This is a genomic window from Halomonas llamarensis (genome assembly GCF_023555005.1).
Taxonomy (GTDB): Bacteria; Pseudomonadota; Gammaproteobacteria; order Pseudomonadales; family Halomonadaceae; genus Vreelandella; species Vreelandella llamarensis.
Map to the genome: position 1 here is coordinate 88,565 of NZ_JAMJPJ010000004.1, position 22,912 is coordinate 111,476.

Annotated in this window: 19 protein-coding genes; 11 read left to right on the plus strand and 8 right to left on the minus strand. The window is 56.7% G+C overall.

Features of this window, described 5'->3' with window-relative positions:
• Positions 1-23: 23 nt before the first annotated feature.
• From M8006_RS04385 to M8006_RS04420, 8 genes are all read left to right on the plus strand, one after another.
• Entirely contained in the window at positions 24-1,259 is a 1,236-nt protein-coding gene (locus tag M8006_RS04385) for a D-amino acid dehydrogenase (protein WP_250080245.1), read from the plus strand.
• A gap of 349 nt (positions 1,260-1,608) precedes the next feature.
• Positions 1,609-2,946: a sensor domain-containing diguanylate cyclase gene (locus M8006_RS04390; RefSeq protein ID WP_250080246.1), complete on the plus strand. Its 1,338-nt coding sequence runs from the start codon at positions 1,609-1,611 to the stop codon at positions 2,944-2,946.
• Positions 2,947-3,122: 176 nt separating this feature from the next.
• Positions 3,123-4,841, plus strand: a complete 1,719-nt coding sequence (gene cydD, locus M8006_RS04395) for a thiol reductant ABC exporter subunit CydD (protein ID WP_250080247.1) — start codon at positions 3,123-3,125, stop codon at positions 4,839-4,841.
• On the plus strand, positions 4,828-6,519 hold the full coding sequence (gene cydC / locus M8006_RS04400) for a thiol reductant ABC exporter subunit CydC (RefSeq protein ID WP_250080248.1): 1,692 nt from the start codon (positions 4,828-4,830) through the stop codon (positions 6,517-6,519). The genes cydD and cydC overlap by 14 nt, the downstream gene beginning before the upstream one ends.
• 194 nt (positions 6,520-6,713) lie before the next feature.
• Positions 6,714-8,126, plus strand: a complete 1,413-nt coding sequence (locus M8006_RS04405) for a cytochrome ubiquinol oxidase subunit I (RefSeq protein ID WP_250080249.1) — start codon at positions 6,714-6,716, stop codon at positions 8,124-8,126.
• Positions 8,123-9,124 carry a cytochrome d ubiquinol oxidase subunit II gene (gene cydB / locus M8006_RS04410; RefSeq protein WP_284046919.1) on the plus strand — a complete coding sequence of 334 codons (1,002 nt, stop codon included), beginning with the start codon at positions 8,123-8,125 and terminating at the stop codon, positions 9,122-9,124. Before M8006_RS04405 ends, cydB begins: the two co-directional genes overlap by 4 nt.
• Before the next feature lie 184 nt (positions 9,125-9,308).
• Positions 9,309-10,241 (plus strand): MBL fold metallo-hydrolase, encoded by a 933-nt coding sequence (locus M8006_RS04415; RefSeq protein WP_250080250.1) that lies wholly within the window; start codon positions 9,309-9,311, stop codon positions 10,239-10,241.
• A 101-nt stretch (positions 10,242-10,342) separates the two neighbouring features.
• On the plus strand, positions 10,343-10,777 hold the full coding sequence (locus tag M8006_RS04420) for a protein tyrosine phosphatase family protein (RefSeq protein ID WP_250080251.1): 435 nt from the start codon (positions 10,343-10,345) through the stop codon (positions 10,775-10,777).
• Here M8006_RS04420 and M8006_RS04425 read toward each other — a convergent pair.
• The 5 genes from M8006_RS04425 to M8006_RS04445 form a co-directional block, all read right to left on the minus strand.
• Positions 10,772-11,638: an alpha/beta hydrolase gene (locus M8006_RS04425; RefSeq protein ID WP_250080252.1), complete on the minus strand. Its 867-nt coding sequence runs from the start codon at positions 11,636-11,638 to the stop codon at positions 10,772-10,774. The two genes, M8006_RS04420 and M8006_RS04425, sit on opposite strands and share 6 nt — an antisense overlap.
• Positions 11,639-11,867: 229 nt before the next feature.
• On the minus strand, positions 11,868-12,521 hold the full coding sequence (locus M8006_RS04430; protein ID WP_250080253.1) for a peroxiredoxin: 654 nt from the start codon (positions 12,519-12,521) through the stop codon (positions 11,868-11,870).
• Between the two features lie 88 nt (positions 12,522-12,609).
• The gene (locus tag M8006_RS04435) at positions 12,610-13,416 is read right to left on the minus strand and encodes an ABC transporter substrate-binding protein (RefSeq protein WP_250080254.1); all 807 of its coding nucleotides are present in this window, start codon (positions 13,414-13,416) and stop codon (positions 12,610-12,612) included.
• A 42-nt stretch (positions 13,417-13,458) separates the two neighbouring features.
• On the minus strand, positions 13,459-14,214 hold the full coding sequence (locus M8006_RS04440; RefSeq protein WP_250080255.1) for an ABC transporter ATP-binding protein: 756 nt from the start codon (positions 14,212-14,214) through the stop codon (positions 13,459-13,461).
• The gene (locus M8006_RS04445; RefSeq protein WP_250080256.1) at positions 14,211-14,915 is read right to left on the minus strand and encodes an ABC transporter permease; all 705 of its coding nucleotides are present in this window, start codon (positions 14,913-14,915) and stop codon (positions 14,211-14,213) included. Before M8006_RS04445 ends, M8006_RS04440 begins: the two co-directional genes overlap by 4 nt.
• A 327-nt stretch (positions 14,916-15,242) precedes the next feature.
• On the opposite strand from M8006_RS04445, the gene M8006_RS04450 reads away from it, so the two are divergent.
• From M8006_RS04450 to fabB, 3 genes are all read left to right on the plus strand, one after another.
• Positions 15,243-18,227, plus strand: a complete 2,985-nt coding sequence (locus M8006_RS04450) for an EAL domain-containing protein (protein WP_250080257.1) — start codon at positions 15,243-15,245, stop codon at positions 18,225-18,227.
• A 136-nt stretch (positions 18,228-18,363) separates the two neighbouring features.
• Positions 18,364-18,879 carry a 3-hydroxyacyl-[acyl-carrier-protein] dehydratase FabA gene (fabA, locus tag M8006_RS04455; protein WP_250080258.1) on the plus strand — a complete coding sequence of 172 codons (516 nt, stop codon included), beginning with the start codon at positions 18,364-18,366 and terminating at the stop codon, positions 18,877-18,879.
• 12 nt (positions 18,880-18,891) lie between these two features.
• On the plus strand, positions 18,892-20,109 hold the full coding sequence (fabB, locus tag M8006_RS04460) for a beta-ketoacyl-ACP synthase I (protein ID WP_250080259.1): 1,218 nt from the start codon (positions 18,892-18,894) through the stop codon (positions 20,107-20,109).
• Between the two features lie 106 nt (positions 20,110-20,215).
• Here fabB and M8006_RS04465 read toward each other — a convergent pair whose 3' ends face one another.
• From M8006_RS04465 to ssb, 3 genes are all read right to left on the minus strand, one after another.
• Positions 20,216-20,947 carry a lysophospholipid acyltransferase family protein gene (locus tag M8006_RS04465; RefSeq protein WP_250080260.1) on the minus strand — a complete coding sequence of 244 codons (732 nt, stop codon included), beginning with the start codon at positions 20,945-20,947 and terminating at the stop codon, positions 20,216-20,218.
• Positions 20,944-21,837: a sugar nucleotide-binding protein gene (locus M8006_RS04470; protein ID WP_250080261.1), complete on the minus strand. Its 894-nt coding sequence runs from the start codon at positions 21,835-21,837 to the stop codon at positions 20,944-20,946. The genes M8006_RS04465 and M8006_RS04470 overlap by 4 nt, the downstream gene beginning before the upstream one ends.
• Before the next feature lie 409 nt (positions 21,838-22,246).
• A complete protein-coding gene (gene ssb / locus M8006_RS04475; protein ID WP_250080262.1) occupies positions 22,247-22,867 on the minus strand; it encodes a single-stranded DNA-binding protein in 621 nt (206 codons plus the stop codon).
• Positions 22,868-22,912 lie beyond the last annotated feature (45 nt).

Here is a 22,912-nt window from a genome sequence, read left to right on the forward strand (position 1 = left end):
GCCTACCCCTGGAGAAACAAAACATGCTTCCCGCTTCCCCCCGTCATATCGCCGTCATTGGTGGCGGTATTACCGGTATTACCACTGCGTATAGCCTGATCAAGCGCGGCTTTGATGTAACCGTGTTCGAAAAAAACCGCTATGCCGCTATGGAGACGTCCTTCGCCAATGGTGGGCAGCTTTCTGCCTCCAATGCCGAAGTGTGGAACCACTGGCCGACAGTCACCAAAGGCCTGCGCTGGATGCTACGCCGCGACGCACCGCTGTTGGTCAGCCCACGCCCTTCATGGCACAAGCTAAGTTGGTTCGCCGAGTTTATTCGTTCTATTCCGCGATACACTGATAATACGAGCGAAACGGCACGGCTTGCCATCGCCGCTCGCGACCATCTGTTTCAATGGGCCGATGACGAGTCCATCGATTTCGACCTCAAGCGTGAAGGTATTTTGCATATTTACCGCGACAAAGCCGGGTTTGACCACGCCTCCAATGTATCCAAGCTACTGGCAAAAGGCGGCCTGGAACGCCGTGCGGTCACGCAAGAAGAAATGCGCGCCATCGAGCCCACGCTAGCGGGGAGCTACTACGGGGGGTTCTTTACCGATAGCGACGCCACCGGCGATATCCACAAATTTACCCACGGGCTTGCCCAAGCCGCCGAGCGCCGCGGCGCCACGCTTAATTACGGCCACAGCGTGCAGGATGTAGGCGCGGATGCCAGCAGTGCCTGGGTCACCGCCGAAGCCGACGGCGTGCCCGTGCGCCAAACCTTTGATGGCATGGTGATTTGTGCGGGGGTTGGCAGCCGCGCGTTGGCGGCCAAGCTGGGCGACCGTGTTAATGTTTATCCCGTGAAAGGCTACTCGATCACTGTTCAGCTTGATGACCCAACATCGCAGCAGGGAGCGCCGACGGTCAGCCTGCTAGACGATGAAACCAAGCTCGTCACCAGCCGCTTAGGGGATGACCGCTTTCGCGTGGCGGGTACCGCAGAGTTCAACGGCCTCAATCGTGATATCCGCGACGACCGCATTCGCCCGCTGATTCGTTGGGTAGAAGAATGTTTCCCCGAAGTTAGCACCCGCCGTGTCGTGCCCTGGGCAGGGCTGCGCCCGATGCTGCCGAATATGATGCCCCGCGTAGGAAGCGGAAAGCTTCCCACCGTGTTCTATAACACCGGCCACGGGCACCTCGGCTGGACGCTTTCAGCCATTACCGCTGAGCTACTGGCCGATGCGGTGGAAAATAACGCGCCGTAACAAAGCGTCATTCGACCAACGCCTATTGTTGTTTAATAACCGCTTCAAACGCCTCGGGGTATCGTCGCTTGGCATGGGCCATACGGATAATGGTGAGCATATTAGTCACGGCAATTGCTAATAACGTTTACAAATAGCGCATCAAGGCTATTGCCTGGCATGGCGGGCTTGAGACACACTCGCCGGCTAAGTAACGTCGAATGGTTGTACATTGAACGCAATACGCTGCACACACCGACCGTATGCCGACAAAAAAGATGGCGCTAGGATAGCGATTCAGGCCAATACGCACCCATAAAGCGGCATGCGCAACAGCATACGTTTTTGATGCCTCGACAGGGACCCCGAGATGGCGACTCAACACTCGATAAAAAACAAAACCAACGGTGCTGAAGCGACCGATAGTACCCTTTTACACCGTTACCGGGCGGCGTTCACCCAATCACGCGATGCGATCTTATTCTTTCAGCACGGGCGCATTTTTGACTGCAACCCGGCGTTCCTGGCGCTCTTTCGCATTCCACACCGTAAACAGCTCGCCAAACTGGATATCGACAACCTTTCACCATTCAAGCAGCCAAACGGCCAACGCAGCGATATTGCAGGCAACATCCGTATTAAGCGGGCACTAAACACCGGCCAAGCGTTCTTTGATTGGCAAATGCGCGACCTTGGCGGACGTGAGTTTCCTGCCGAGGTGATGCTTTACCGCCTCGATCTGCCCGAGGGCAGAGTATTGCAAGCCACGGTGCGCGATATCAGTGAGCGTCAAGCGCAGCGCCAAGCATTGCTTCAGCGCGAGCAAGACCTGCTCGAAGCACAGCGCATCGCCTGCTTAGGCAACTGGATTTCAGACTTTGAGCGTAGCGAGATCCGCTGGTGCGAGCAGATTTACCAAATGTTCGGCCGCCCTCAAGGCGAGCACATTACCCATGCGATTTTCATGCAGGCCGTTCACCCTGACGACCGTGATCACGTTCAAACTGCCTTTGATGCGGCGATGCGCGGCGCGCCTTACGATATCGTGCACCGCGTGGTTCACCCCGATGGCCGCGTACGCACGGTACACGCACGCGGCCAAATAGAATTCAGCCCAGACGGCCAGGCGCGGCGGATGATAGGCACCGTGCAGGATATTACCGAGCAAAAACGCCTGGAAGCGGAGCTTGCACACAGCGCCATTACCGACCACCTCACCGGCGCCTTTAACCGCAAACGTTTTGATGAAGAAATCGAGAAAGCGCTCGCCCGACTCCGCCGCAACGGCGTTTCCACCGCGCTGATACTCCTCGATATCGACCACTTTAAGCCCGTTAACGATACACACGGCCACGATGTTGGCGACCAGGTACTGGTCGAGCTTACCCACCTCATCCAAGAGAGCCTGCGTGTCCCGGATTTACTCGCGCGTTGGGGCGGCGAGGAGTTCGTGCTTTTGTTGCCCGATACCGGCTTAAGCGAAGCGTACTACCTCGCCGAGCGGTTACGTCAGTTGATCGCCTCACACTGCTTTACCGTGGTAAGGACGATTACTGCAAGCCTTAGCCTCACGACATTGCAGTCAACCGACTGTCCTCACAGCTGCATGAAACGTCTCGATGAAGCGCTCTACCAGGCGAAACACGCAGGCCGCAACCAAGTCATCGAAGCGCCGCCTATCGTCAGCGTTTGTAACCAGCCGCATTAAGCGCGATAGCTTCTTCCCATCACCCTGCCGGCATACGATAAAAAACGCCAAAGCGTCCTATTGCCGCACTCGCCTTGGTAAAGTTCGACTTTCGCCGTACTCTAGCGATATTACCTGACTATTTTTTTCAAGCTTAGGGGCCTCACGCTTCAGGGGCTCGACGCTAAGGGGCTGTCATGGTCGCACCGAGTGCTAAAAGCGATATAAGTGGCAACAGCGCTAAGCAATTACTCAACCAACTGGCGCGCGCTGAACAACGCCGCTTTAGGCTTGCCGTGGTTAGCGGTCTGTTTGCCGGTGCGCTTACTTGGTTGCAAATGGGGCTCTTTGCTTGGTGTGTCACCGCACTATTGGTCAATTCACAGCCGCTAAGCCAGCTAACCCCGCTCTTTGTCTTATGGTTTTTGATTCTGCCGCTACGGGGGCTGCTCACCTACGTGCAGGAGACGCTAAGCCAGCGGGCATCTCTTGCCATCCGCAAACGGCTTCGCCAGCGGCTTTTACATCATATGATCGCCTTGGGGCCAGTGCGCCTGTCGGGTTATCACTCAGCGTCGCTTTCCTATCAGCTGGTGGAACAAGTTGAGGCACTGGATGGCTACTTTGCCCGCTTTCGCGTGCAGCTTTGGCTGGCCGCGCTGCTGCCGTTAGGCGTATTTGTCATCACCCTACGCCAAGATTGGCTAGCGGCACTGTTCCTAGCCCTTGCTGCGCCGATGATTCCGCTGTTTATGGCACTCGTGGGCATGGGAGCCGAGCGTTTAAACCGTGACCAGTTCGCCGCGGTCGCGCGGCTTTCCGGGCATTTTATTGACCGTGTGAGAAGCCTCACAACGCTGCAGCTTTTCGGCCAAACGGCGCAGGCGCGCGCAAGCGTGTGGGCGGCTTCTGAAGGCTATCGCACCCGCAGCATGCGTACGCTACGCCTTGCGTTTCTCTCCTCGGCGGTGCTGGAGTTTTTCGCCGCCGTAGCGATTGCCGTCGTGGCGATTTATATCGGTTTTGGCCTTCTTGGCTACATCGACTATGGCCCTTCGGATGAGCTAACGCTGTTTAGCGGCTTATTCATCTTGCTGCTGGCGCCGGAATTTTTTCAGCCACTAAGAAGCCTCGCCCAGCACTACCACGACCGCGCGGCCGCACTAGGGGCAGCAGACAGTTTGGTCAACTTACTCGCCGAATCGCCACCGACCACACGCACCGATCACGCGCCAGCGGTCGCACCACAAGCACCCAGCACGCTTGTCGCGCTGCAAAACGCTAACGTTGCCCACCCGGCGCGTGGCGTTGTGCTTGGCCCGGTCACCCTTTCGCTTTCACGCGGTGAAACGGTGATCCTCACCGGCGCCTCGGGTAGTGGTAAATCGACGCTTTTGCAGCTACTCGCCGGTTTTGTCGACCCAGGCAAGGGCAAACGCCTGATAGCGGAAGATTTCCGCTTCGCCTGGATGGACCAACGCCCGCTGCTGATTCAGGGCACGCTGACGGAAAACCTCCGCCTTGCCGCCCCGAACGCCAGCGATGAAGCGCTTCACCAAGCGCTCGCCCAGGCGGAGCTTCGTGACCTGGTCAGCAGCTTACCCCACGGTATCGAAACCTCTATTAGCGAACGCGGCGTGGGACTTTCCGGCGGGCAAGCGCAGCGACTGGCACTGGCGCGAGTGTTTCTCTCCCAAGCGCCACTGGTATTACTCGATGAACCCACCGCCAGCCTAGATGAACACACCGAGCGTGCGGTAATGCAGGGGCTTGAGACGCTCAAGCGCGAAGGCCGTACGCTGGTGATTGCGACCCATCACCCGGCGCTTAAGGCCTTGGCTGATCGTCATTGGCATATCGAAAACGGCGAGCTTTACTCGGCTCAAGGACAGGAGGTGCGCGATGACCCCGCCTGATACGCTTTTCGCCACACTACGCCCGTGGCTTTCGGCGCTGGCCAAACGCCGCGCGCGGCTGTGGCTGGGGGCGCTGCTCATGGCGCTCACCTTGCTCTCCGCGCTGGGGCTTCTGGCCGTCTCCGGGTGGTTTATTACCGCCACCGGTATCACTGGGCTATTGCTTGCCGCGGGCGTCGCTGCCAGCCTTGAGGTGTATGTGCCCGGCGGGGCGATTCGTTTTTTTGCCGTCAGCCGCACGGTGACCCGTTACGTCGAGCGTGTGTACAACCATGATACGGTGCTGCGCCTGCTGGCAGATTTACGCACCCAGCTTTTTGGCGTGCTGGCAGGGCTGGATAGCCGCACGCTAGCCAAACGTCGCGCCAGCGATTGGCTCAACCGTTTAACCGCCGACATTGATACCCTGGACAGCCTTTATCTGCGCCTGCTCGCACCGCCTGCGGTGGCCTTGGTGGCGATTCTCCTGCTAAGCGGCGGTGTCGCGATTTTTGTCCCGCAGGCCGGTGCCCTACTCGCGGCCGTGCTGCTTCTTGGCTGGCTATGGCTAACGCTCGGTCAGGCGCGGCTGGGCATGGCGGCAAGCGAGCGCCACGTTCACCAGCTGGAAGCGCTGCGTAGTCGCACCATCGAGCAGCTTCAGGGGCTCGCGGAACTGGAAGCGTACGGCAGTTTGGCTGACCACCGCGCTCGTCTCGATGAAATTGAAATTCGCCTGCAGCACGACCAGCGAACACTCGGGCGCCTATCAGCGTTGGGTAACGCGCTACAAGGGTGGCTTGTGAGTGCCGCTACGCTAATGACACTTTGGTTTGCCGCCCAGGCGTGGCAGGCCGGAGCTATTAGCGGCCCGGTAATGGTGATGTTACCGATGGCGGTGCTCGCCATGAACGAGGCACTTGGGGCGCTACCGGCCTCGTTCACCTGGCTTGGCGCCACCAAAGGCGCCGCGGCGCGCTTAAATCAGCTTAACGACCAGCAAATGCCGGTGAACGCTGAGGCCACTCAGCCGGTGAGTAGCGCCCAAACGCTGACGCTGGAAAATGTCTCCGTTCACTACCCTGGATCGCTACAGCCTGCGCTTGAGTCACTCTCGCTGACGCTTAACCCCGGCGAACGCTTGGCCGTCACCGGTGCTTCCGGCGCGGGGAAATCTACCCTGGCCGCCCTGGTTAGCCGCCAGCTATACCCCACCGCTGGGCACATCACCCTTGGCGGCGTACCGCTTGAGCAATGGCCGAACGACACGCTGCGCCAACGCGTTGCCGTGCTTACTCAGCAAACCGAACTGTTGGACGATAGCCTGGCGGCTAACCTGCGCTTGGCGGCTCCCGATGCCGACGACACCGCCCTGTGGCAGGTACTCAACAACGTCGACCTGGGCGAATGGGCGAATACGCTACCTCAAGGGCTAAATACTCGTGTGGGGGAAGGCGGTCGCCAGCTCTCGGGCGGGCAAGCTCGCCGCGTGGCGCTGGCACGGCTATTTTTGCGCAACCCAGACCTTGTGCTGTTGGATGAGCCGTTTGCTGGCGTTGACGAACTTACTGCACAACATTTGTCTAACTTTTTAGATGCTTGGTTAGCGGGGCGCAGCGTGATCTATCTTGTTCATGGCCTTAACGTGAACGCCCCTATGCCGCCGCGTATCACGCATACCTTGGCGTTAACCGGTTAATTACCCTTTACTGCGACAATACGCCATTGCCAACGGATTAACTTAAGGTTATTGCAAGCAAGGTTTTCCTCTACAATAGATTATACGTGATAAGCATATTCCATTAAAAAATAAAATTCGGACGTTATCGCGCCAGTTTTGATTGTTAGTGGCGTGCTTATCTCTTCCCCCGCGACGTGCTCTGGGAGGTCATCATGGAGCTTGATCCGCTGTTACTTTCAAGGCTGCAATTTGCCTTTGTGGTGTCTTTTCACGCCATTTTTCCGGTATTCACCATCGGGCTGGCGTCTTATATTGCCGTATTGCACGGCCTTTTCTATAAAACAGAAAACCCGGCCTGGGATCGCCTAGCGCTTTTTTGGACCAAGGTGTTTGCCGTCGTTTTCGGCATGGGCGTGGTCTCAGGGATCGTGATGTCGTTTCAGTTTGGTACGAATTGGAGCAACTTCTCCCAGGCAACATCCAACTTTCTTGGCCCCATGCTCAGCTACGAGGTGGTAACGGCCTTCTTCCTTGAAGCCGCTTTTCTCGGCGTGCTGCTCTTTGGCCGCCACAAAGTACCGGAGGGCGTGCATCTATTTGCCGCCATCATGGTCGCCGTGGGCACGTTTATCTCGTCGTTCTGGATTCTTTCCGCTAACAGCTGGATGCAAACACCGGCGGGCTTTGAGGTGATTGACGGTCACTTCCATATCACGTCCTGGATGGCGGCGATCTTTAACCCGTCGTTCTGGTATCGCTTTTCGCACATGGTCATGGCCTCGTTCTTAACCGGTGGGTTTGTCGTGGCGGGCGTCAGTGCTTGGTTCCTCCTGCGCAAGCGCGATGTGGAAGCGAACAAGAAGGCGCTTTCCATGTGCTTGTGGCTACTGCTATTTCTCGCACCGGCGCAAGCCGTTGTCGGCGACTTCCATGGTTTGAATACGCTGGAGCACCAGCCGACTAAAGTGGCCGCGATGGAAGGTAATTGGGAAACTCAATCCAACGTACCGCTATTGCTGTTTGCCATACCGGATCAAGACGCGCAAACCAACCGCTTTGAAATCGGTATCCCCAGCATGGCGAGTATTATTCTCAAGCACAGCGCTGATGGTGTCGTGCCGGGTATTACCGAGGCGGCACCTGATGAGCAGCCACCGGTGGCGATTGTGTTTTGGTCGTTCCGCATCATGGTGGCGCTTGGCTTTGCCATGATCGGCGTGGCCATTGCCGGACTAATACTGCGCCGCCGTGGCCGCGTTTATCAAAACCCGCTATTCCTCAAAGCGCTGGTGGCCATGATCGTATCGCCCTTCCTGGCGGTGTTAGCGGGCTGGATTGTCACTGAATCTGGCCGTGCGCCGTGGCTCGTTTATGGCGTTATGACTCACGCACAAGGCCTTACCCCCTCGCTGACCGGCGCCATGGCGTTGTTCACCCTGATTGGCTATATCGCGGTGTATAGCGTGGTGTTCTGCGTGGGGGTTTATTACCTCACCCGCGTGGTGCGCTTTGGCATGCTGGAAGATCCAGAAGAAACCCATGGCGAAGTAGAGCGTCCCAAGCGTCCGCTCTCTGCTGCACACACGCCGTTCGATGACAACGACATGCAAGGAGTTCGCTCATGATGGAGTTCTATTTGCCGTTGATTTGGGCCGGTATTATTGGCTTTGGCGTGATTATGTACGTGCTGATGGACGGTTTCGACCTGGGCTTAGGAATCTTGTACCCCTTTGCCCCAGATGACGACGCACGGGATGTGATGATGAACTCTGTCGCGCCCGTGTGGGACGGCAACGAAACCTGGTTAGTGCTCGGGGGCGCAGGCCTGTTAGGTGCTTTCCCGCTGGTATATTCGGTGTTTCTGCCCGCCCTTTATATCGGTGTTTTCTTAATGCTGGCGGGACTTATTTTCCGCGGCATCTCGTTTGAATTTCGCTTTAAATCGAGTAAAAACCGCCACTGGTGGAATCGCGCCTTTTGCTGGGGCTCGGTGGTGGCGACGTTTGCTCAAGGCGCGTTGGTCGGCACGTATATCCAGGGCTTCGCGGTGGAAGATTTCGTTTACGTCGGCGGCGCGCTCGACTGGCTGACTCCTTTCACCGTACTCACGGGGCTTGGCTTAATGGCAGGCTACGCGCTGCTTGGGGCGACTTGGTTGATTCTAAAATCGGAAGGTTACGTGCAAGCATGGGCGTATCGCATCACACCAAAACTGCTGTTTGCGGTGCTGGCGGTATTCGCCATCATTAGCCTGTGGACACCACTAGTGAGCCTTGAGGTCAGGTCACGCTGGCTGGATCAACTCCACCTTATTTGGGTCTTCCCCATTTTGACATTAGTATGCGCTGGCATGCTCTATCGCAGCGTCAAGCGGGAGCAGGAAGGTCTTCCGTTCGTCATGGCGCTGGGGCTTTTCATCTTCACTTATCTAGGGCTGATTGCCAGTAAGTGGCCGGTGATCGTGCCGCCCGACCACACCATTTGGGATGCGTCCTCAGCGCCCGAATCACAGCTTTTCTTGCTGGTTGGCGTGGTCTTCATCATCCCGATTGTGGTCGCTTACACCGCATGGACCTACTGGGTTTTCCGCGGCAAGGTCAAAGTCGGCGAAGGCTACCATTAACCGTGGCTCAGTTTATCTCCCCCTCTGCATTTTAAATGCAGATTTGGGCGCCAGTATTGGCGCCCTTTTTCTGATACCCCGGCGCTATGTCAATTATACGGAGACGTTATTTTTCTTTTATAAAAAAATGAGCTACCTTTATAATTAAATATAAGTTTTATTTCACTTCTTCACGGAGGGCACCATGCAAACGTTTTCGCTTTCTCGCCGCCCTGATAAGAGAACGGATAAAAGTACAGACACCTACGCACCGGATGTAGCAGGCTTTTTTGACTCGCGCACGTTCAGCGTGCAATACATCGTCAGCGATCCAGCGACGAAGCAGTGCGCGATTATCGATCCTGTGCTTGATTACGACGAGAAATCGGGTGCCACCGCCACTCATCACGCCGATGAACTGCTGGCTTACGTCAAAGAGCAAGGCTTTACCGTGCAGTGGATTCTCGACACGCACCCCCACGCCGATCACTTTTCGGCCGCACACTACCTGAAAGAAGAGACCGGCGCCCCCACCGCCATCGGCAGCTACGTCAAAGACGTCCAACAACTGTGGAAAGGCATTTACCATTGGCCGGATTTCCCCGCCGACGGCCGCCAATGGGATCATCTTTTCACCGAAGGCGAGACATTTAAGGTCGGCAATATTGAGGCGCAGGTCATCTTCTCGCCCGGCCACACGCTTGCTTCCATCACCTACGTGATCGGCGAGGCGGCGTTTGTCCACGACACCCTCTTCCAGCCGGACTTTGGCACCGCGCGCGCCGACTTTCCCGGTGGCAGCGCTAAAGCGCTATGGGATTCGATTCAGGCCATTCTCGCCTTGCCGGATGACACGCGCCTGTTCACCGGGCATGACTACATGCCAAATGATCGCGAGCCACAGTGGGAAAGCACGGTAAAACAGCAGAAAACAGAGAACCCGCATTTGGCAGGCATCAGTGAGGCAGATTTTATTGCCTTACGCGACAAGCGCGACAGCGAGTTACCAATGCCCAAGTTGATCCTGCATGCACTGCAGGTCAATACCCGCGGCGGGCGCCTGCCGGAACCGGAAGCCAACGGCAAGCGCTATCTCAAAATTCCGTTGGATGCATTAGAGGGGGCTGCCTGGGATTAATCTTGGGCACAGTGCAACGCAGCAAACTAAACTGCCCATGGCGTCACCGGCTCAGGTGGCATTGTGGGCATTTTCACTCAAATGACGATATGGAGCCTGCCGTGAATATTCATGAACTCGAACCGGGATTTGCCATCAGCGAAGCCGTTACCCCAGATGACTTGGAAGACGTCGCGGCGCGCGGCTTCAAATCGGTGATCTGCAATCGCCGCCCTGGTGAAGCCGAGGACCACCCGGACGACAAATCGCTAAGCACCAAAGCGCAATCGCTGGGTCTTGAGTGGCGCTGCATTCCTGTCACGCCGGGCGAATACAGCGACGCCGATATTGCCGCCTTTGGACGGGCGCTGGATGAACTGCCAACGCCGATACTCGCTTTCTGCCGTAGCGGCAAGCGCGCCGTACACCTTTGGGCACACGCGAAAAGCCAAGAGGAAAGCTGCGATATCCCCGCGCTGCTGACGGCGGCCCACAAAGCGGGCCACGACCTGGAAGACCGCCGCAGCGCGCTAGAAGCCGCACAAGGTCATTCATAACAGCGCCGCACGTAAGAACATCACCAGCTCATCGCCGTGGCGGGCAAGGCTTTCGCTTAAGTCATGCCCACCCTCAACCAAGCGCAGCGTCGCATTTTTGTTCTGATCCGCCAGCGTATGCGCATCTTGAGGCGGAATGACGGTGTCATCTTCGCCGTGTACTAAGAGCACTGGGCAACGTATCTTACCCAGTGTATTCACCGGAGCGATCGCATCAAAACGGTGACCAATCACACGCTCAACATAGCGCAGTACGTACCATCCCAAGGGGAAAAACGGCAGACCTTTCTCTGAAAGCCAGCGGCGCATCATGCCATCCGGGTGGGCAAAGCTTGAAAGACTCACCACCGCGGCAATATCGTCGCGGCGCGAAGCGGCAAGCAGCGTGGCGGCAGCGCCTACAGAGTGACCGATCAACGCAACCGGACGTGTGGCTTGAGTCTTGTGTAACCAGGCAAGTGCGGCCTCGATATCCTCGGCGAAACGTGGCATGGACGAAAACGTATCGCTATCGCTGTTACCGTGATTGCGCACATCAAACAGCAGTACATTCCACCCCGCCTCAAGCAACAGCGGTGCCAAGACCAAAAGGGTGGCCCGGTTGGCTCCCCAGCCATGTGTCATCACAACGTGCCCTTGAGCAGATGCCGCAGGCAACCACCAGCCTTCTAGTTTCCGCTCACGCTGGGTGGGGAAGTGCACCGTTTCCCCCACTAACGAGTAAGCATCAAGCGCGTGACTCACCGGCTCCCGGGGTGCGGCGAGCTCGCAGTGCAAACGGCGGTGAAAACGCTGCTGCAGCACAATGCCCAGCGCCGAGCCGCCGGCTAACAATCCTGCTGCGTAAAGCCACGTATTCACCTGCGATCCTCCTGTCTACCGTGCGATCAGTCACAACACCGTGCTTACGGCGAAGCGGCAACAACATTATATGCGATAAAACAATGAGCTTAGACATTTATAGCTCATGTGTTAAGAATTTTATCCAACCTGTGCGCATTAAAAAAGCCACCCCATCACATTGAGGTGGCTTAACTGGCTGACCATTGCCGTCTGTCTTAAGCCGTTTCTCTTAACGACTCAGGCAGCACTACTCAGGCAATTTGGTCTTGCGCAGGTACGGAAAGATAGTGTCGTATTCACCATATTTTGCCTTAGCGTCGTCATCAGACACGCTCGGCGGAATGATGACATCTTGCCCAATCGTCCAGTCAGCTGGCGTCGCGATGCCATGCTGTGTCGTGGTTTGAAGTGCATCAAGGGCGCGCAGCACTTCAGCGAAGTTGCGACCAACGGTCATCGGATAGGTCATGGAGAGCTTAAGCTGCTTGTCCGGGCCGATGATAAATACCGAGCGAACCGTGGCGCTATCGGCTGGGGTGCGACCGTCCGGCAAGTAGGCTTCCGCCGGTAGCATGTCGAAAAGCTTGGAAACTTCCAGGTCTTCATCGGCGATGATCGGGAAATGAACATCGTTACCGCAGTAGGTTTCAATGTCGTTGATCCAACGCTTGTGATCTTCGACGCCATCCACCGACACACCGATCACTTTGGTACCTCGTTTTTTCCACTCTTCATTCAGCGACGCGACGGCGCCAAACTCGGTGGTGCACACCGGCGTGAAGTCCTTCGGGTGGGAGAACAAAATTGCCCAGCTATCGCCAATCCAGTCATGAAAGTGAATCTTACCTTGGCTGGTTTCGGCTGCAAAATCCGGTACAACTTCGTTGATGCGTAGTGACATAATCGGCTCCTGATGTGAGTTGAGTAGTTCCTATATAACATGAGTGCTGTGACATCACATTACAACCGCGACCACCCATCACGACATCTTATTGCGCATTGGGGAAAAACAGCGGCTGGCCCTCCACCTCAAACGCCGCAATCGCTTGCTGCCCCTCATCCGACAGCAGCCATTGGTGCCACTGCTCGGCAAGATCGCGTTTTAAGTGCGGATAGCGCGCTTTTGATAGCAATAAGCTGCCGTACTGGTTAAACAATACGTCGTCACCCTCAAATAACAGCGTCAGGTGTTGCGGATTTTCAAAGGCGACCCAGGTGGCGCGGTCGGACATCACGTAGGCACCCATGGCGGCGGCGGTGTTGAGCGTCGGCCCCATGCCACTGCCCAGCTCGCGGTACCAGTCGCCCTCTGGTGTGACGGAAGCCTCATCCCACAGGCGAAGCTCCGCGCGGTGGGTACCACTGTCGTCGCCGCGCGAGGTAAAAGGTGCCTCAACCTCGGCGATATCCGCAAACGCCTCGGCGGCGTTTTGTGCATCGGCAATGCCCGCTGGGTCACTCGCCGGGCCAATCAGCACGAAGTCGTTAACCATCACATCGGCGCGCTCGGTGGCGTAGCCGTTTTCGACAAACGTCTTTTCGCCGGCTGTGTCGTGCACCAGCAAGCTATCGGCGTCACCGCGACGCGCAATCTCAAAGGCTTGCCCGGTGCCAACGGCTACCACGCGCACTTCGATACCGGTCGCTTGCTCGAATAGCGGCACGATCGCATCAAACAGCCCCGAGTTTTCCGTCGAGGTGGTCGAGGCCAAGGTAATGTAGTCTTCCGAGTGGGCTTGTGAGGCCCAGCCCACGGTCATAATGCCCGCAAAGGCCAATGTTATAGTCGATTTCATCTGGTCGTTCTCCTGTCATGGCGCAAAACAGCCAGAGCACCGTTATTCGATCAGCTCGCCTGCAAGAAACGCCTGCGCCGCTTTTGAGGCGGGCGCGGTAAAAAACGTATCCGCCAGAGTGTGTTCACGTACATGGCCGCCGGCAAGAAACAACACATCGCCCGCCAGCCGCTTTGCTTGATGCACGTCGTGGGTGGTCATCACAACGCGCGTGCCTTGACGCTGAAAGGCGTGCACCGCTGCCTCCACCGCTTTGATCGCCGCCGGGTCGAGCGCGGAGGTGGGTTCATCCAGAAACAGCACCTCGGGCTCAAGCACCCAGGCCCGCGCCAGCGCTAAGCGCTGCTGCTCGCCGCCGGAGAGCACGCGGGCGGACGTATCGGTGCAGGCAGCGAGCCCAAAGCGCGCCAGTGCTTTTTCAGCGAGCGGCTTGCGTGCCTTGCGCGGGGTTTTATTCACCGCCAGCGCATGCGTGAGATTGGAAAGCGCCGAGCGACGCAACAGCACCGGCTGTTGGAAGACCATCGCCTGGCGCGGACGAGCAGACGACCATGACACGCCCCCCTGAGTGGGCGAGAGCAGCCCGTGCGCCAGGCGCAACAGCAGGCTTTTCCCCGCCCCATTAGGGCCCATCACCAGCGTCGGGCCGGGGCCCGCCAGGGTGAACGAGCACGGTCCAAAGAGCGTTTTACCTTGGTGGGCAAAGCTCACCGCCTCAAACGTGAGGCACGCGACTGGGCCGCTAAACACCGGTATATCAGGGATAGTGTGTGCGTCGGGCATCGAGAGTGATGTCATCCCATGCGCCTCCTCGCCATTTCGCCAATCACATAAGCAGCGGCATTAATCAGCATCACCAAGGTCAGTAATACCATCCCTAAGCCCAGCGCTAACGGCAGATTTCCCTTGCTGGTTTCCAGCACGATGGCGCTGGTCATCACTCGGGTGACACCGTCGATATTGCCGCCCACCATCATCACCGCGCCGACCTCCGCGCTGGCGCGACCGAAACCAGCAAGTAGCACCGTCAAAAGCGCAAAACGTGCATCCCACAAAAGCGTTGGCATCATGCGCAACCGCGACATCCCCAGCGACACCAACTGCTCGCGATACTCGCCTAAAAGCTCTTCCACTTTCTGGCGTGACAGCGCGGCCAAAATCGGCAGCACCAGCACCACCTGAGCAATGACCATCGCTGCAGGGGTAAACAAAAGCCCCCACTCACCCAGCGGGCCCGCGCGGGAGAGCAGCAAATAAACGCAGAGACCCGCCACCACCGGGGGCAGCCCCATCAACGCGTTAAGCGTCACCACTACCACACCACGCCCTGGAAAGCGCCACAGCGCCACTGCCGCACCTAAAGGAAAGCCCAGCACAGCAGCCACCAGCACGGCAACCAGCGACACCTTCAGCGACAGCGCCACAATGCTCATCAGCGCCGCGTCCCCGCTTAAGAGCAGCGATATCGCGACAAAAAAGGCGTTGGTCTCTTGTGGCATGACGTCTCCTTGGTAGAACTGCATCGTCGTCTTTTATGTTACGTTTTTCATCTATTATTGAAATATATGCAGCTTGATGCAGTGAAACCGCTTTTCTCTTAGCCGACAAGGTACTGCCATGGCACATCCCGCTTACGACGTCAGCCAACTTGGATGCGTGATATATACTGCTTAGGCGGCGGCGTCAAAACGTTGACCTGCGTCCTAGACGGATCGCAAAAGTTGCGCGAGGCTACCAAGTGTCAACACGATAGCGACGCGTTGACGCAACGGCTAAGCCAACACAACCGTTTTCACAGAACCACCATCATTAGGGAGGCGTAACGCGTGGCAGACAAGGATTGCACCGCCCAATCGTTTTGCTTGCATTGGCTGACAGCAGGGCTTATCGGCTTGCTGATCACCTTCCCGGCTTATGCCGATAAGCCTGGGATTCGGCTAAGCAGCGCAGAAAAAGCCTTTCTTGAGGAAAACGAGCCGATCATTTTTGTCAGCCAACGTGCCTACCCGCCGTTTGAATTTGTCGGCAACGATGGCGAACGGCAGGGCATGATGGTGGAGCTGGCCCACTGGATCGCTACCGAGGCGGGATTTCACGCCCAGTTTGTTAACACTGACTTCAGTGCCGCCCAAGCGCAGATTCAACGCGGTGACGCCGATGTGCTCACCAGCTTTTTCTACAGCGACAACCGCGACCAACGTTTTGATTTTACTCAAACGATTTTCGAGGTCCCAGCCGCCATTTTTGTTCGCGCAGACCGCCCCGATATTGCGCAGTTACAGGACCTAAAAGGCCGTCGCGTGGCGACTCAACGCGGTGACTACGCCGAAGAATATTTGGCAGACACGAACCTAGATATTGAACTCGTCTCTACCGCCAACTTTGCCAGTGCCGCTCAGGCCGTTTTGGCCGGTGATGCCGACGCCATGGTCGGTGATGAGCAAATCGTGCTTTATCACCTTTACCGTGAAGGGCTAAATGATGAGATGAAACGGGTAGGGGAACCGCTCTATACCGGCTTAAACGCCATGGCCGTGATTGAGGGCAATCAACCGCTACAAAGCATTCTTAACAAGGGAATCAACCAGGCTCGCAAGCAAGGCACGTTGGATCGATTAAACGAAAAGTGGTTCGGCGAGATGCTGCCCTCCGCGCGTATCAACTGGCGCGACTATTGGCCCCATGCGCTGCTTGTGATGATCGCCGCACTCTGGGTGATTGCCTGGAACCTATGGCTGCGCCAGCTAGTACGCCGCAAAACCCGCGAACTACGTCATCACCAAAAACGCTTAACGGAAATACTGCACGTCACCCGCACGGCCACCTGGGAACTGGATGTCGCCACCGGTCTACTTAGCGTCAACGACTGCTGGGCCGAAATACTGGGTTACGCGCCCGAAACGCTCAGCATTTGCAGCCTTTCGCAGTGGCGGGGTTGGGTCCACCCGGATGACCTTACCGAAGCGGAGCAAACGCTAAACGCCCACTTACGTGGCCAAACATCCAGCTACTCTTGCGAATATCGCTTACGCCACCGCGATGGCCACTGGCTATGGGTGCTTGACCGCGGCAAAGTCACGAGCCGCAATGACCAAGGAGACGCACTTAAAGTCTCAGGAACCCGCATTGATATTAGCGCTGAACGCCACGCTGAAGCGGATCTTCATTTGGCGGCGAGTGTTTTTCGCAACGCCCACGATGCCATCCTGCTCACTGATCGCGATGGCGTGATCGTAGACATCAATGCGGCATTCACACACATTAGCGGATTTGAGCCGGAGGACGTGCTTCACACGCGTGCGACACTATTGGATTGCCTAGGTAATGAGCAGGCGACCTGGCAGGGCGAAGTACAGGAAACACGCAAGAATGGCGAACATTTTCCGGCGCTTTTGACCATTTCACGCGTCGATAATAGCGCTGACCGTAGCACCCACTTTGTCGTTGTCTTAACCGATATTTCCCGCCAAAAAGAGTATGAAAACCGGCTGGAGCACCTCGCCTACTTTGATCGCCTAACCAACCTACCTAACCGCGAAGGCTTAACCCAGCACCTAACACACGCCATGACCAGCGCTCGACACCACGGCCATCGCGTGGTGCTTGCCTATCTCGATCTTGATGGTTTCAAGCAAATTAACGATACCTATGGTCATACGCTAGGCGATCAAGTGTTAAAAGTCATTTCTGAGCGGCTTCGCAGCGCGGTAGAGGGTAATAGTACGGTCGCGCGCCTAGGCGGTGATGAGTTCGCGATTATGCTACTTCACCTGCACAGCGACGAAGCGATGCAGCATGTCATCAATATCCTCATCCAACGCGTCAACCAGCCAATGTGGCTTGCCGGTCACGAACTCAACGTGTCAGCTAGCATTGGCGTCGCCTGTTACGCGGGTCATGATGATATTGAGCCAGACCAGTTCATTCGTCATGCCGATCACGCCATGTACCAGGCCAAACAGTTAGGGAAAAACCGCTACCACATTTTTGATTCCGCACACGAACGCGCCGTACGCGGCCACCACCGGAGCATCGCCCGTATGCAGCAAGCACTGAACAATGACGAGTTCGTGCTCTTTTACCAACCCAAAGTCAACATGCACAGCGGTGAGGTGATTGGCGTCGAAGCGCTCATTCGGTGGCAACACCCTGACAGAGGCCTGTTATTGCCCGTCGCGTTTTTACCCGACCTTCAGCAACATTCGCTCGCGATTGCCGTGGGCGAATGGGTGGTTCACACGGCAATAACCCAGTTTTGCGACTGGAAAGAACAAGGTGTGCATTTGCCGGTTAGCATCAATATTGATGGCATTCACTTGCAGGACGCAGGCTTTACCGACTGGCTGCAGCAAACATTTTCACGCTACCCCAGTGTGGCGCCGGGCGATATCGAAATCGAAGTGTTAGAAAGCAGTGCGTTAGACGACATTCATCATGTGGCAGGCATTATGCGACGTTGCCAACGTTTTGGCGCTCACTTCGCCTTGGATGACTTCGGCACGGGTTATGCCTCGCTTGCTTACCTACGCTATTTACCCGTCGAGCAGCTTAAAATCGATCGCAGCTTTGTGTTCCATATGCTCGAGAAAGAAGAGGATTTGGTCATGCTCAAAGGCATACTAAGCCTTGCCAAAGCGTTTCAGCGGCGCGTTATTGCCGAAGGGGTAGAAACCTACGCCCATGCGCAGGCACTACTGACTCTTGGCTGCCAGTACGGCCAAGGTTATGCTTTTGCACGCCCCATGCCCGCCAACGACATGCTGCCGTGGGTAGAAGGCTTTACGCTGTCTAATGCTCCAACAAGCCCTTAGACCAGACACCTTGCGCATTAACCCCATGGGCATAACGCTATCGAGCGGTAAAGGGAAAGAGTGCCGCGCTACGTGCATTCGCTCGCTTCGGGAAGTAGACTAGGCGCACAATCATCTCGACACTCGGAACGACTCAGTGACCAAGCAACACTCTTTTGATCGCGAAGAACTGCTGGCCTGCTCGCGCGGCGAGCTTTTTGGCCCCGGAAACGCCCAACTTCCGGCTCCCAATATGCTGATGCTCGACCGCATTACAGCTATTACGGAAGATGGCGGCGAGCACGATAAAGGCGAGCTGATCGCCGAGCTGGATATTGCCTCCAACTTGTGGTTTTTTGACTGCCACTTCCCCGGTGACCCGGTCATGCCCGGCTGCCTGGGGCTGGATGCTATGTGGCAGCTCGTCGGCTTTTACCTTGGCTGGCTAGGCCACCCTGGCCGCGGTCGCGCACTCGGCTGCGGCGAAGTGAAATTTTCCGGCCAAATTTTACCTGATGCGCAAAAAGTCACTTACCGTATCAACGTCAAGCGTATCATTACGCGGCGCCTAATCTTAGGCATCGCCGACGGCACCGTTGCTGTCGACGGGCGTGACATTTACCAGGCAAACGACTTACGCGTTGGCCTGTTTACCTCCACTGCGAATTTTTAACAGGAGGCTCCCATGCGACGAGTGGTAGTCACCGGCCTAGGCATCGTTTCTTGCTTGGGCAACGACCAGCAACAGGTGCTAGAGGCGCTCAAACAAGGGCGTAGCGGTATTCGCTTTAAAGACGAGTATGCCGAGCGCGGTTTTAGAAGCCATGTCGCCGGTAGCGTGGATATCGACCTTGAAGCGCTCATCGACCGCAAGCTGCTGCGCTTTATGGGCGATGCGGCCGCTTACGCGTATATCTCCATGGCCCAGGCCATCGAAGACGCAGCGCTAACGCCCGAGCAAGTATCTAGCGAGCGCACTGGCCTCATCGCCGGCTCCGGTGGTGCCTCAAGCGCCAACCAAGTAGAAGCCGCCGATGTGCTGCGCGAAAAAGGCCTTCGTCGCGTTGGCCCGTACCGCGTAACACGTACGATGGGCAGCACCGTGTCAGCTTGCTTGGCCACGCCGTTTCAAATCAAAGGCGTCAACTACTCGATCTCATCTGCCTGCGCGACATCGGCACACTGCATTGGCAGCGCCATGGAACAGATCCAGATGGGCAAACAGGATGTGGTATTTGCCGGCGGCGGTGAAGAGGAGCACTGGACGCTCTCGTGTCTTTTCGACGCCATGGGCGCGCTCTCGACCCACTACAACGAGACGCCAGACAAAGCCTCGCGCCCCTACGACCAGGCCCGCGACGGCTTTGTGATCGCTGGTGGCGGCGGCATGCTGGTGCTCGAAGCGCTAGAGCATGCCCAAGCCCGCGGCGCTAAGATTTACGGCGAGCTGGTCGGCTATGGCGCCACCTCTGACGGCCACGATATGGTCGCCCCTTCCGGCGAAGGCGCTATGCGCTGTATGCGCCAGGCGATGGCCACGGTCGACGGCGATATCGACTACATCAACACCCATGGCACCTCCACGCCCGTGGGCGATGTCGCAGAGCTCAAAGCTGTGCGCGAAGTCTTTGGCAATACCACGCCAGCGATGAGCTCGACCAAATCGCTTACCGGTCACTCTTTAGGGGCAACCGGCGTGCAAGAAGCGATTTACTCGCTGCTGATGATGGAAAACAACTTTGTCGCTGCCTCTGCCAATATCGAAAACCTCGACGAACAGGCCGACGGTTTTGACATCGTGACCCAGCGCCGCGATAGCGTGACGCTAAATCGGGTGCTATCGAACAGCTTCGGGTTTGGTGGCACCAATGCTTGCTTGGTATTCCAGCGCTATATGGACTAATCGCTAACGTGCGAGATAAACGTTAGCGACAAACAAAAACGGCACCGACTGTTAACGCAGCGGTGCCGTTTTTTTACTGAGCTATTTTTATCATGGTTTAGGCACGCTAACTTGACTCTGGGCGCGGCACATCGGAGATCTCTTGGAGCTGCCCTTCCACCCAGGCTTCCACTTCCGCTATCACTACATCCGGGGTTTTATCGGCCGTGTCGATCGGCGCGCCGATCCGCACTCGCAAAACCCCTGGGCGTTTCACCCAGTGACGCCCCGGCCAGCACTCGCCGGCATTGTGCGCCACGGGCAATACCGGCACGCCTGCCCGGCAGGCGATGACGCTACCGCTTTTGTTGTAGCGTCGACGCTGGCCCGGATCCACCCGCGTACCTTCAGGAAAAATCAGCACCGAAAGCCCGCTTCTTAAACGCGCCTCCCCCTGCGTTAACACCTGCTTCATCGCCCGCGCGGGTCTAGAACGATCCAATGCAATGGGGTCCAATAACCGCAGTGCCCAGCCAAATATAGGAAACTTTAGCAGCTCTTGCTTGAGCACCGTGCAGACTGGCGGTTTCATCACCTGCAAAAATACCGTTTCCCACTCACATTGGTGGTTCGCTTGAATCACGCAGGGGCCACTGGGTAAGTTTTCCCGACCTTCGATCTCATAGCGTACGCCGCACGCGATACCAAACCAGACAACGATAAAGTGGTTGTAAAGGTTAAGTAGCCGATAACGGGCAGAAAGTGGCAAAAACGGGGAGATTGGTAGAAATAGCACGCCACATACCAACAGGGCGGTGAAATAACCCAGATAAAAAATCGCGCTACGCACGGTGTTCATAAAGCAGCACCCTCCGCGCCATTTTCGTCTTGCGCGTCACGGGTTAAGCACCACGCATCTAAAAGTCTTCCCACTTCTAACCGCCACGGCTTTTGATGGACACCGAACACATCCAACACGCGTCGGCAGTTCAATACGCGACGAAGCTTGGCATCGTGGTGGTGATTCAGCGCCTTTACCTCGCCGAGCATAATCGTTTCACCGCGCCCTTCTAAGTGCGTTGCCAACTGCGTGCGCACCATCGAGGTAAAGGTAAAGGCACTGACCGGCTCAGTACCTGCCAAATGATACGCGCCCCAGGCGTTTGCGCCGCAACCAAGCTGCTGCAGCATACCCACTAGCGCCGCCGCGACGGCATCCGCCGAGGTGGGGCAAAAAATCACATCTTCTGCCGCCCGCACGCTATCGCCTACCACCAAACTATCGATAATTTCATTGACCCACGCGTGGCTACCTTCCAGCGCAAACAGAGGCCCTAAACGCACAATCAGGTGGCGCGGGTAGTCTGCCCGGATACGATCACCGGTTTTGACTAGCCGCCGCAGGCTATCATCCCGCGGGGCAGGGACAACGTGCTCATCAATCGGCACGTCAAAGCCATCTTCATACAGCTGATCCGACACGCACCACACCAATGGCACTCCTTGGGCGCGGCACGCATCCAGGCACGCATCCACCGCATCCGCATGCGCGGTGACCGCCGCCGGCGCCATAGAAAGCGGGTGCGCCAGCGGCGGGATAATGACCGCATCCGGGGCCACATGCGTTAAGTGCTCGGGCGCAAGGTTGGCATCTTGCTCAATCACCAGCTCTGTATCCGAGCGGCGGCTAGCCTCCCGCGCCAGCGCCAAGCTCAAGCAGTGCCCCGCATCTAAAATCAGCAGCTTCACGAATGCCTCTCTCCCATCGCGGTAATAACGCTGTTCGACCCCTCAAAAGTAATGGCTAATTAACCCCCTCAGGACAAATGCCTACTTTTTCAAAGGTTCTAGGTGGGCATAGTATATCAGCTCATCAGCCCACCCGTAGCAACGTCTATGTGCTGACATCACCGAGGAGCCGCGATAACTGAGGCGCTATATACTGCCAAGCTGGCGGCAGTTAAGGGTACAAAGAAGGCTTTTTGAAATTTCATTCTACTTCCCTAATAGGACGACAGGATACAAACAAACGTTTGTTTGCATTGGATGTAGCTTGCCTATCGAAGCCTAATATAAAACCCTGATAAATCAGGGTTTTATAATTCAAATATGTACAAGGCGTGGGTATTGGCAACGTTACACGCTATCTTGCCATGCGTTAAAACGGTATCTCGTCGTCGAAATCGTCGAAATTACCCGGATCCGGTGCACCATAGTTATTGTTTTGTTGGTTGTTGTGTTGATTGTTCTGCTGGCCTTGTTGGGGCTGCGCGGGTGTACCCTGCTGGTTAGGGGCGGGCTGAGGTCCGTTTTGCTGGGGCTGACCACCGCCCTGGTACGGGTTCCCCTGCGGGGTATTCTGCTGCTGCGGGTAGCCGCCACCTTGCTGAGCGCCTTGATAGTGGCCTTGCGACATGCCGCCACCCTGGGAGTCACCGCCACCGCGAGAGTCGAGCATCTGCATGTCGTTGCCGACGATCTCGGTGGTGAAGCGGTCCTGACCGTTTTGGTCCTGCCATTTACGCGTTTGCAATCGTCCTTCGATATAAACCTTAGAACCCTTTTTCAGGTATTGCTGGGCGATCTCCGCGGTTTTATTAAACAGCACAATACGATGCCACTCAGTACGCTCTTGGCGCTGGCCGCTTTGGCGGTCCATCCAGGTGTCGGTGGTCGCTAGATTGAGGTTTGCCACCGCGGTGCCTGATGGTGTGAAACGTACTTCAGGGTCTTGCCCCAAGTTGCCAATCAAGATGACTTTATTGATGCCGCGCGCCATAAAAGCTGCTCCTTGTCTGTCTTTGTAAAGCTGTCGTCAAATCAT

What these genes read in the sequence shown, in the direction of transcription:
- M8006_RS04430 (WP_250080253.1), bottom strand. Translation starts at nt 12,521, where the DNA reads ATGTCACTACGCATCAACGAAGTTGTACCGGATTTTGCAGCCGAAACC.
- M8006_RS04435 (WP_250080254.1), bottom strand. Translation starts at nt 13,416, where the DNA reads ATGAAATCGACTATAACATTGGCCTTTGCGGGCATTATGACCGTGGGC.
- cydB (WP_284046919.1), top strand. Translation starts at nt 8,123, where the DNA reads ATGATGGAGTTCTATTTGCCGTTGATTTGGGCCGGTATTATTGGCTTT.
- fabB (WP_250080259.1), top strand. Translation starts at nt 18,892, where the DNA reads ATGCGACGAGTGGTAGTCACCGGCCTAGGCATCGTTTCTTGCTTGGGC.
- M8006_RS04445 (WP_250080256.1), bottom strand. Translation starts at nt 14,915, where the DNA reads ATGCCACAAGAGACCAACGCCTTTTTTGTCGCGATATCGCTGCTCTTA.
- M8006_RS04385 (WP_250080245.1), top strand. Translation starts at nt 24, where the DNA reads ATGCTTCCCGCTTCCCCCCGTCATATCGCCGTCATTGGTGGCGGTATT.
- M8006_RS04465 (WP_250080260.1), bottom strand. Translation starts at nt 20,947, where the DNA reads ATGAACACCGTGCGTAGCGCGATTTTTTATCTGGGTTATTTCACCGCC.
- M8006_RS04405 (WP_250080249.1), top strand. Translation starts at nt 6,714, where the DNA reads ATGGAGCTTGATCCGCTGTTACTTTCAAGGCTGCAATTTGCCTTTGTG.
- cydC (WP_250080248.1), top strand. Translation starts at nt 4,828, where the DNA reads ATGACCCCGCCTGATACGCTTTTCGCCACACTACGCCCGTGGCTTTCG.
- M8006_RS04440 (WP_250080255.1), bottom strand. Translation starts at nt 14,214, where the DNA reads ATGACATCACTCTCGATGCCCGACGCACACACTATCCCTGATATACCG.
- ssb (WP_250080262.1), bottom strand. Translation starts at nt 22,867, where the DNA reads ATGGCGCGCGGCATCAATAAAGTCATCTTGATTGGCAACTTGGGGCAA.
- cydD (WP_250080247.1), top strand. Translation starts at nt 3,123, where the DNA reads ATGGTCGCACCGAGTGCTAAAAGCGATATAAGTGGCAACAGCGCTAAG.
- M8006_RS04415 (WP_250080250.1), top strand. Translation starts at nt 9,309, where the DNA reads ATGCAAACGTTTTCGCTTTCTCGCCGCCCTGATAAGAGAACGGATAAA.
- M8006_RS04390 (WP_250080246.1), top strand. Translation starts at nt 1,609, where the DNA reads ATGGCGACTCAACACTCGATAAAAAACAAAACCAACGGTGCTGAAGCG.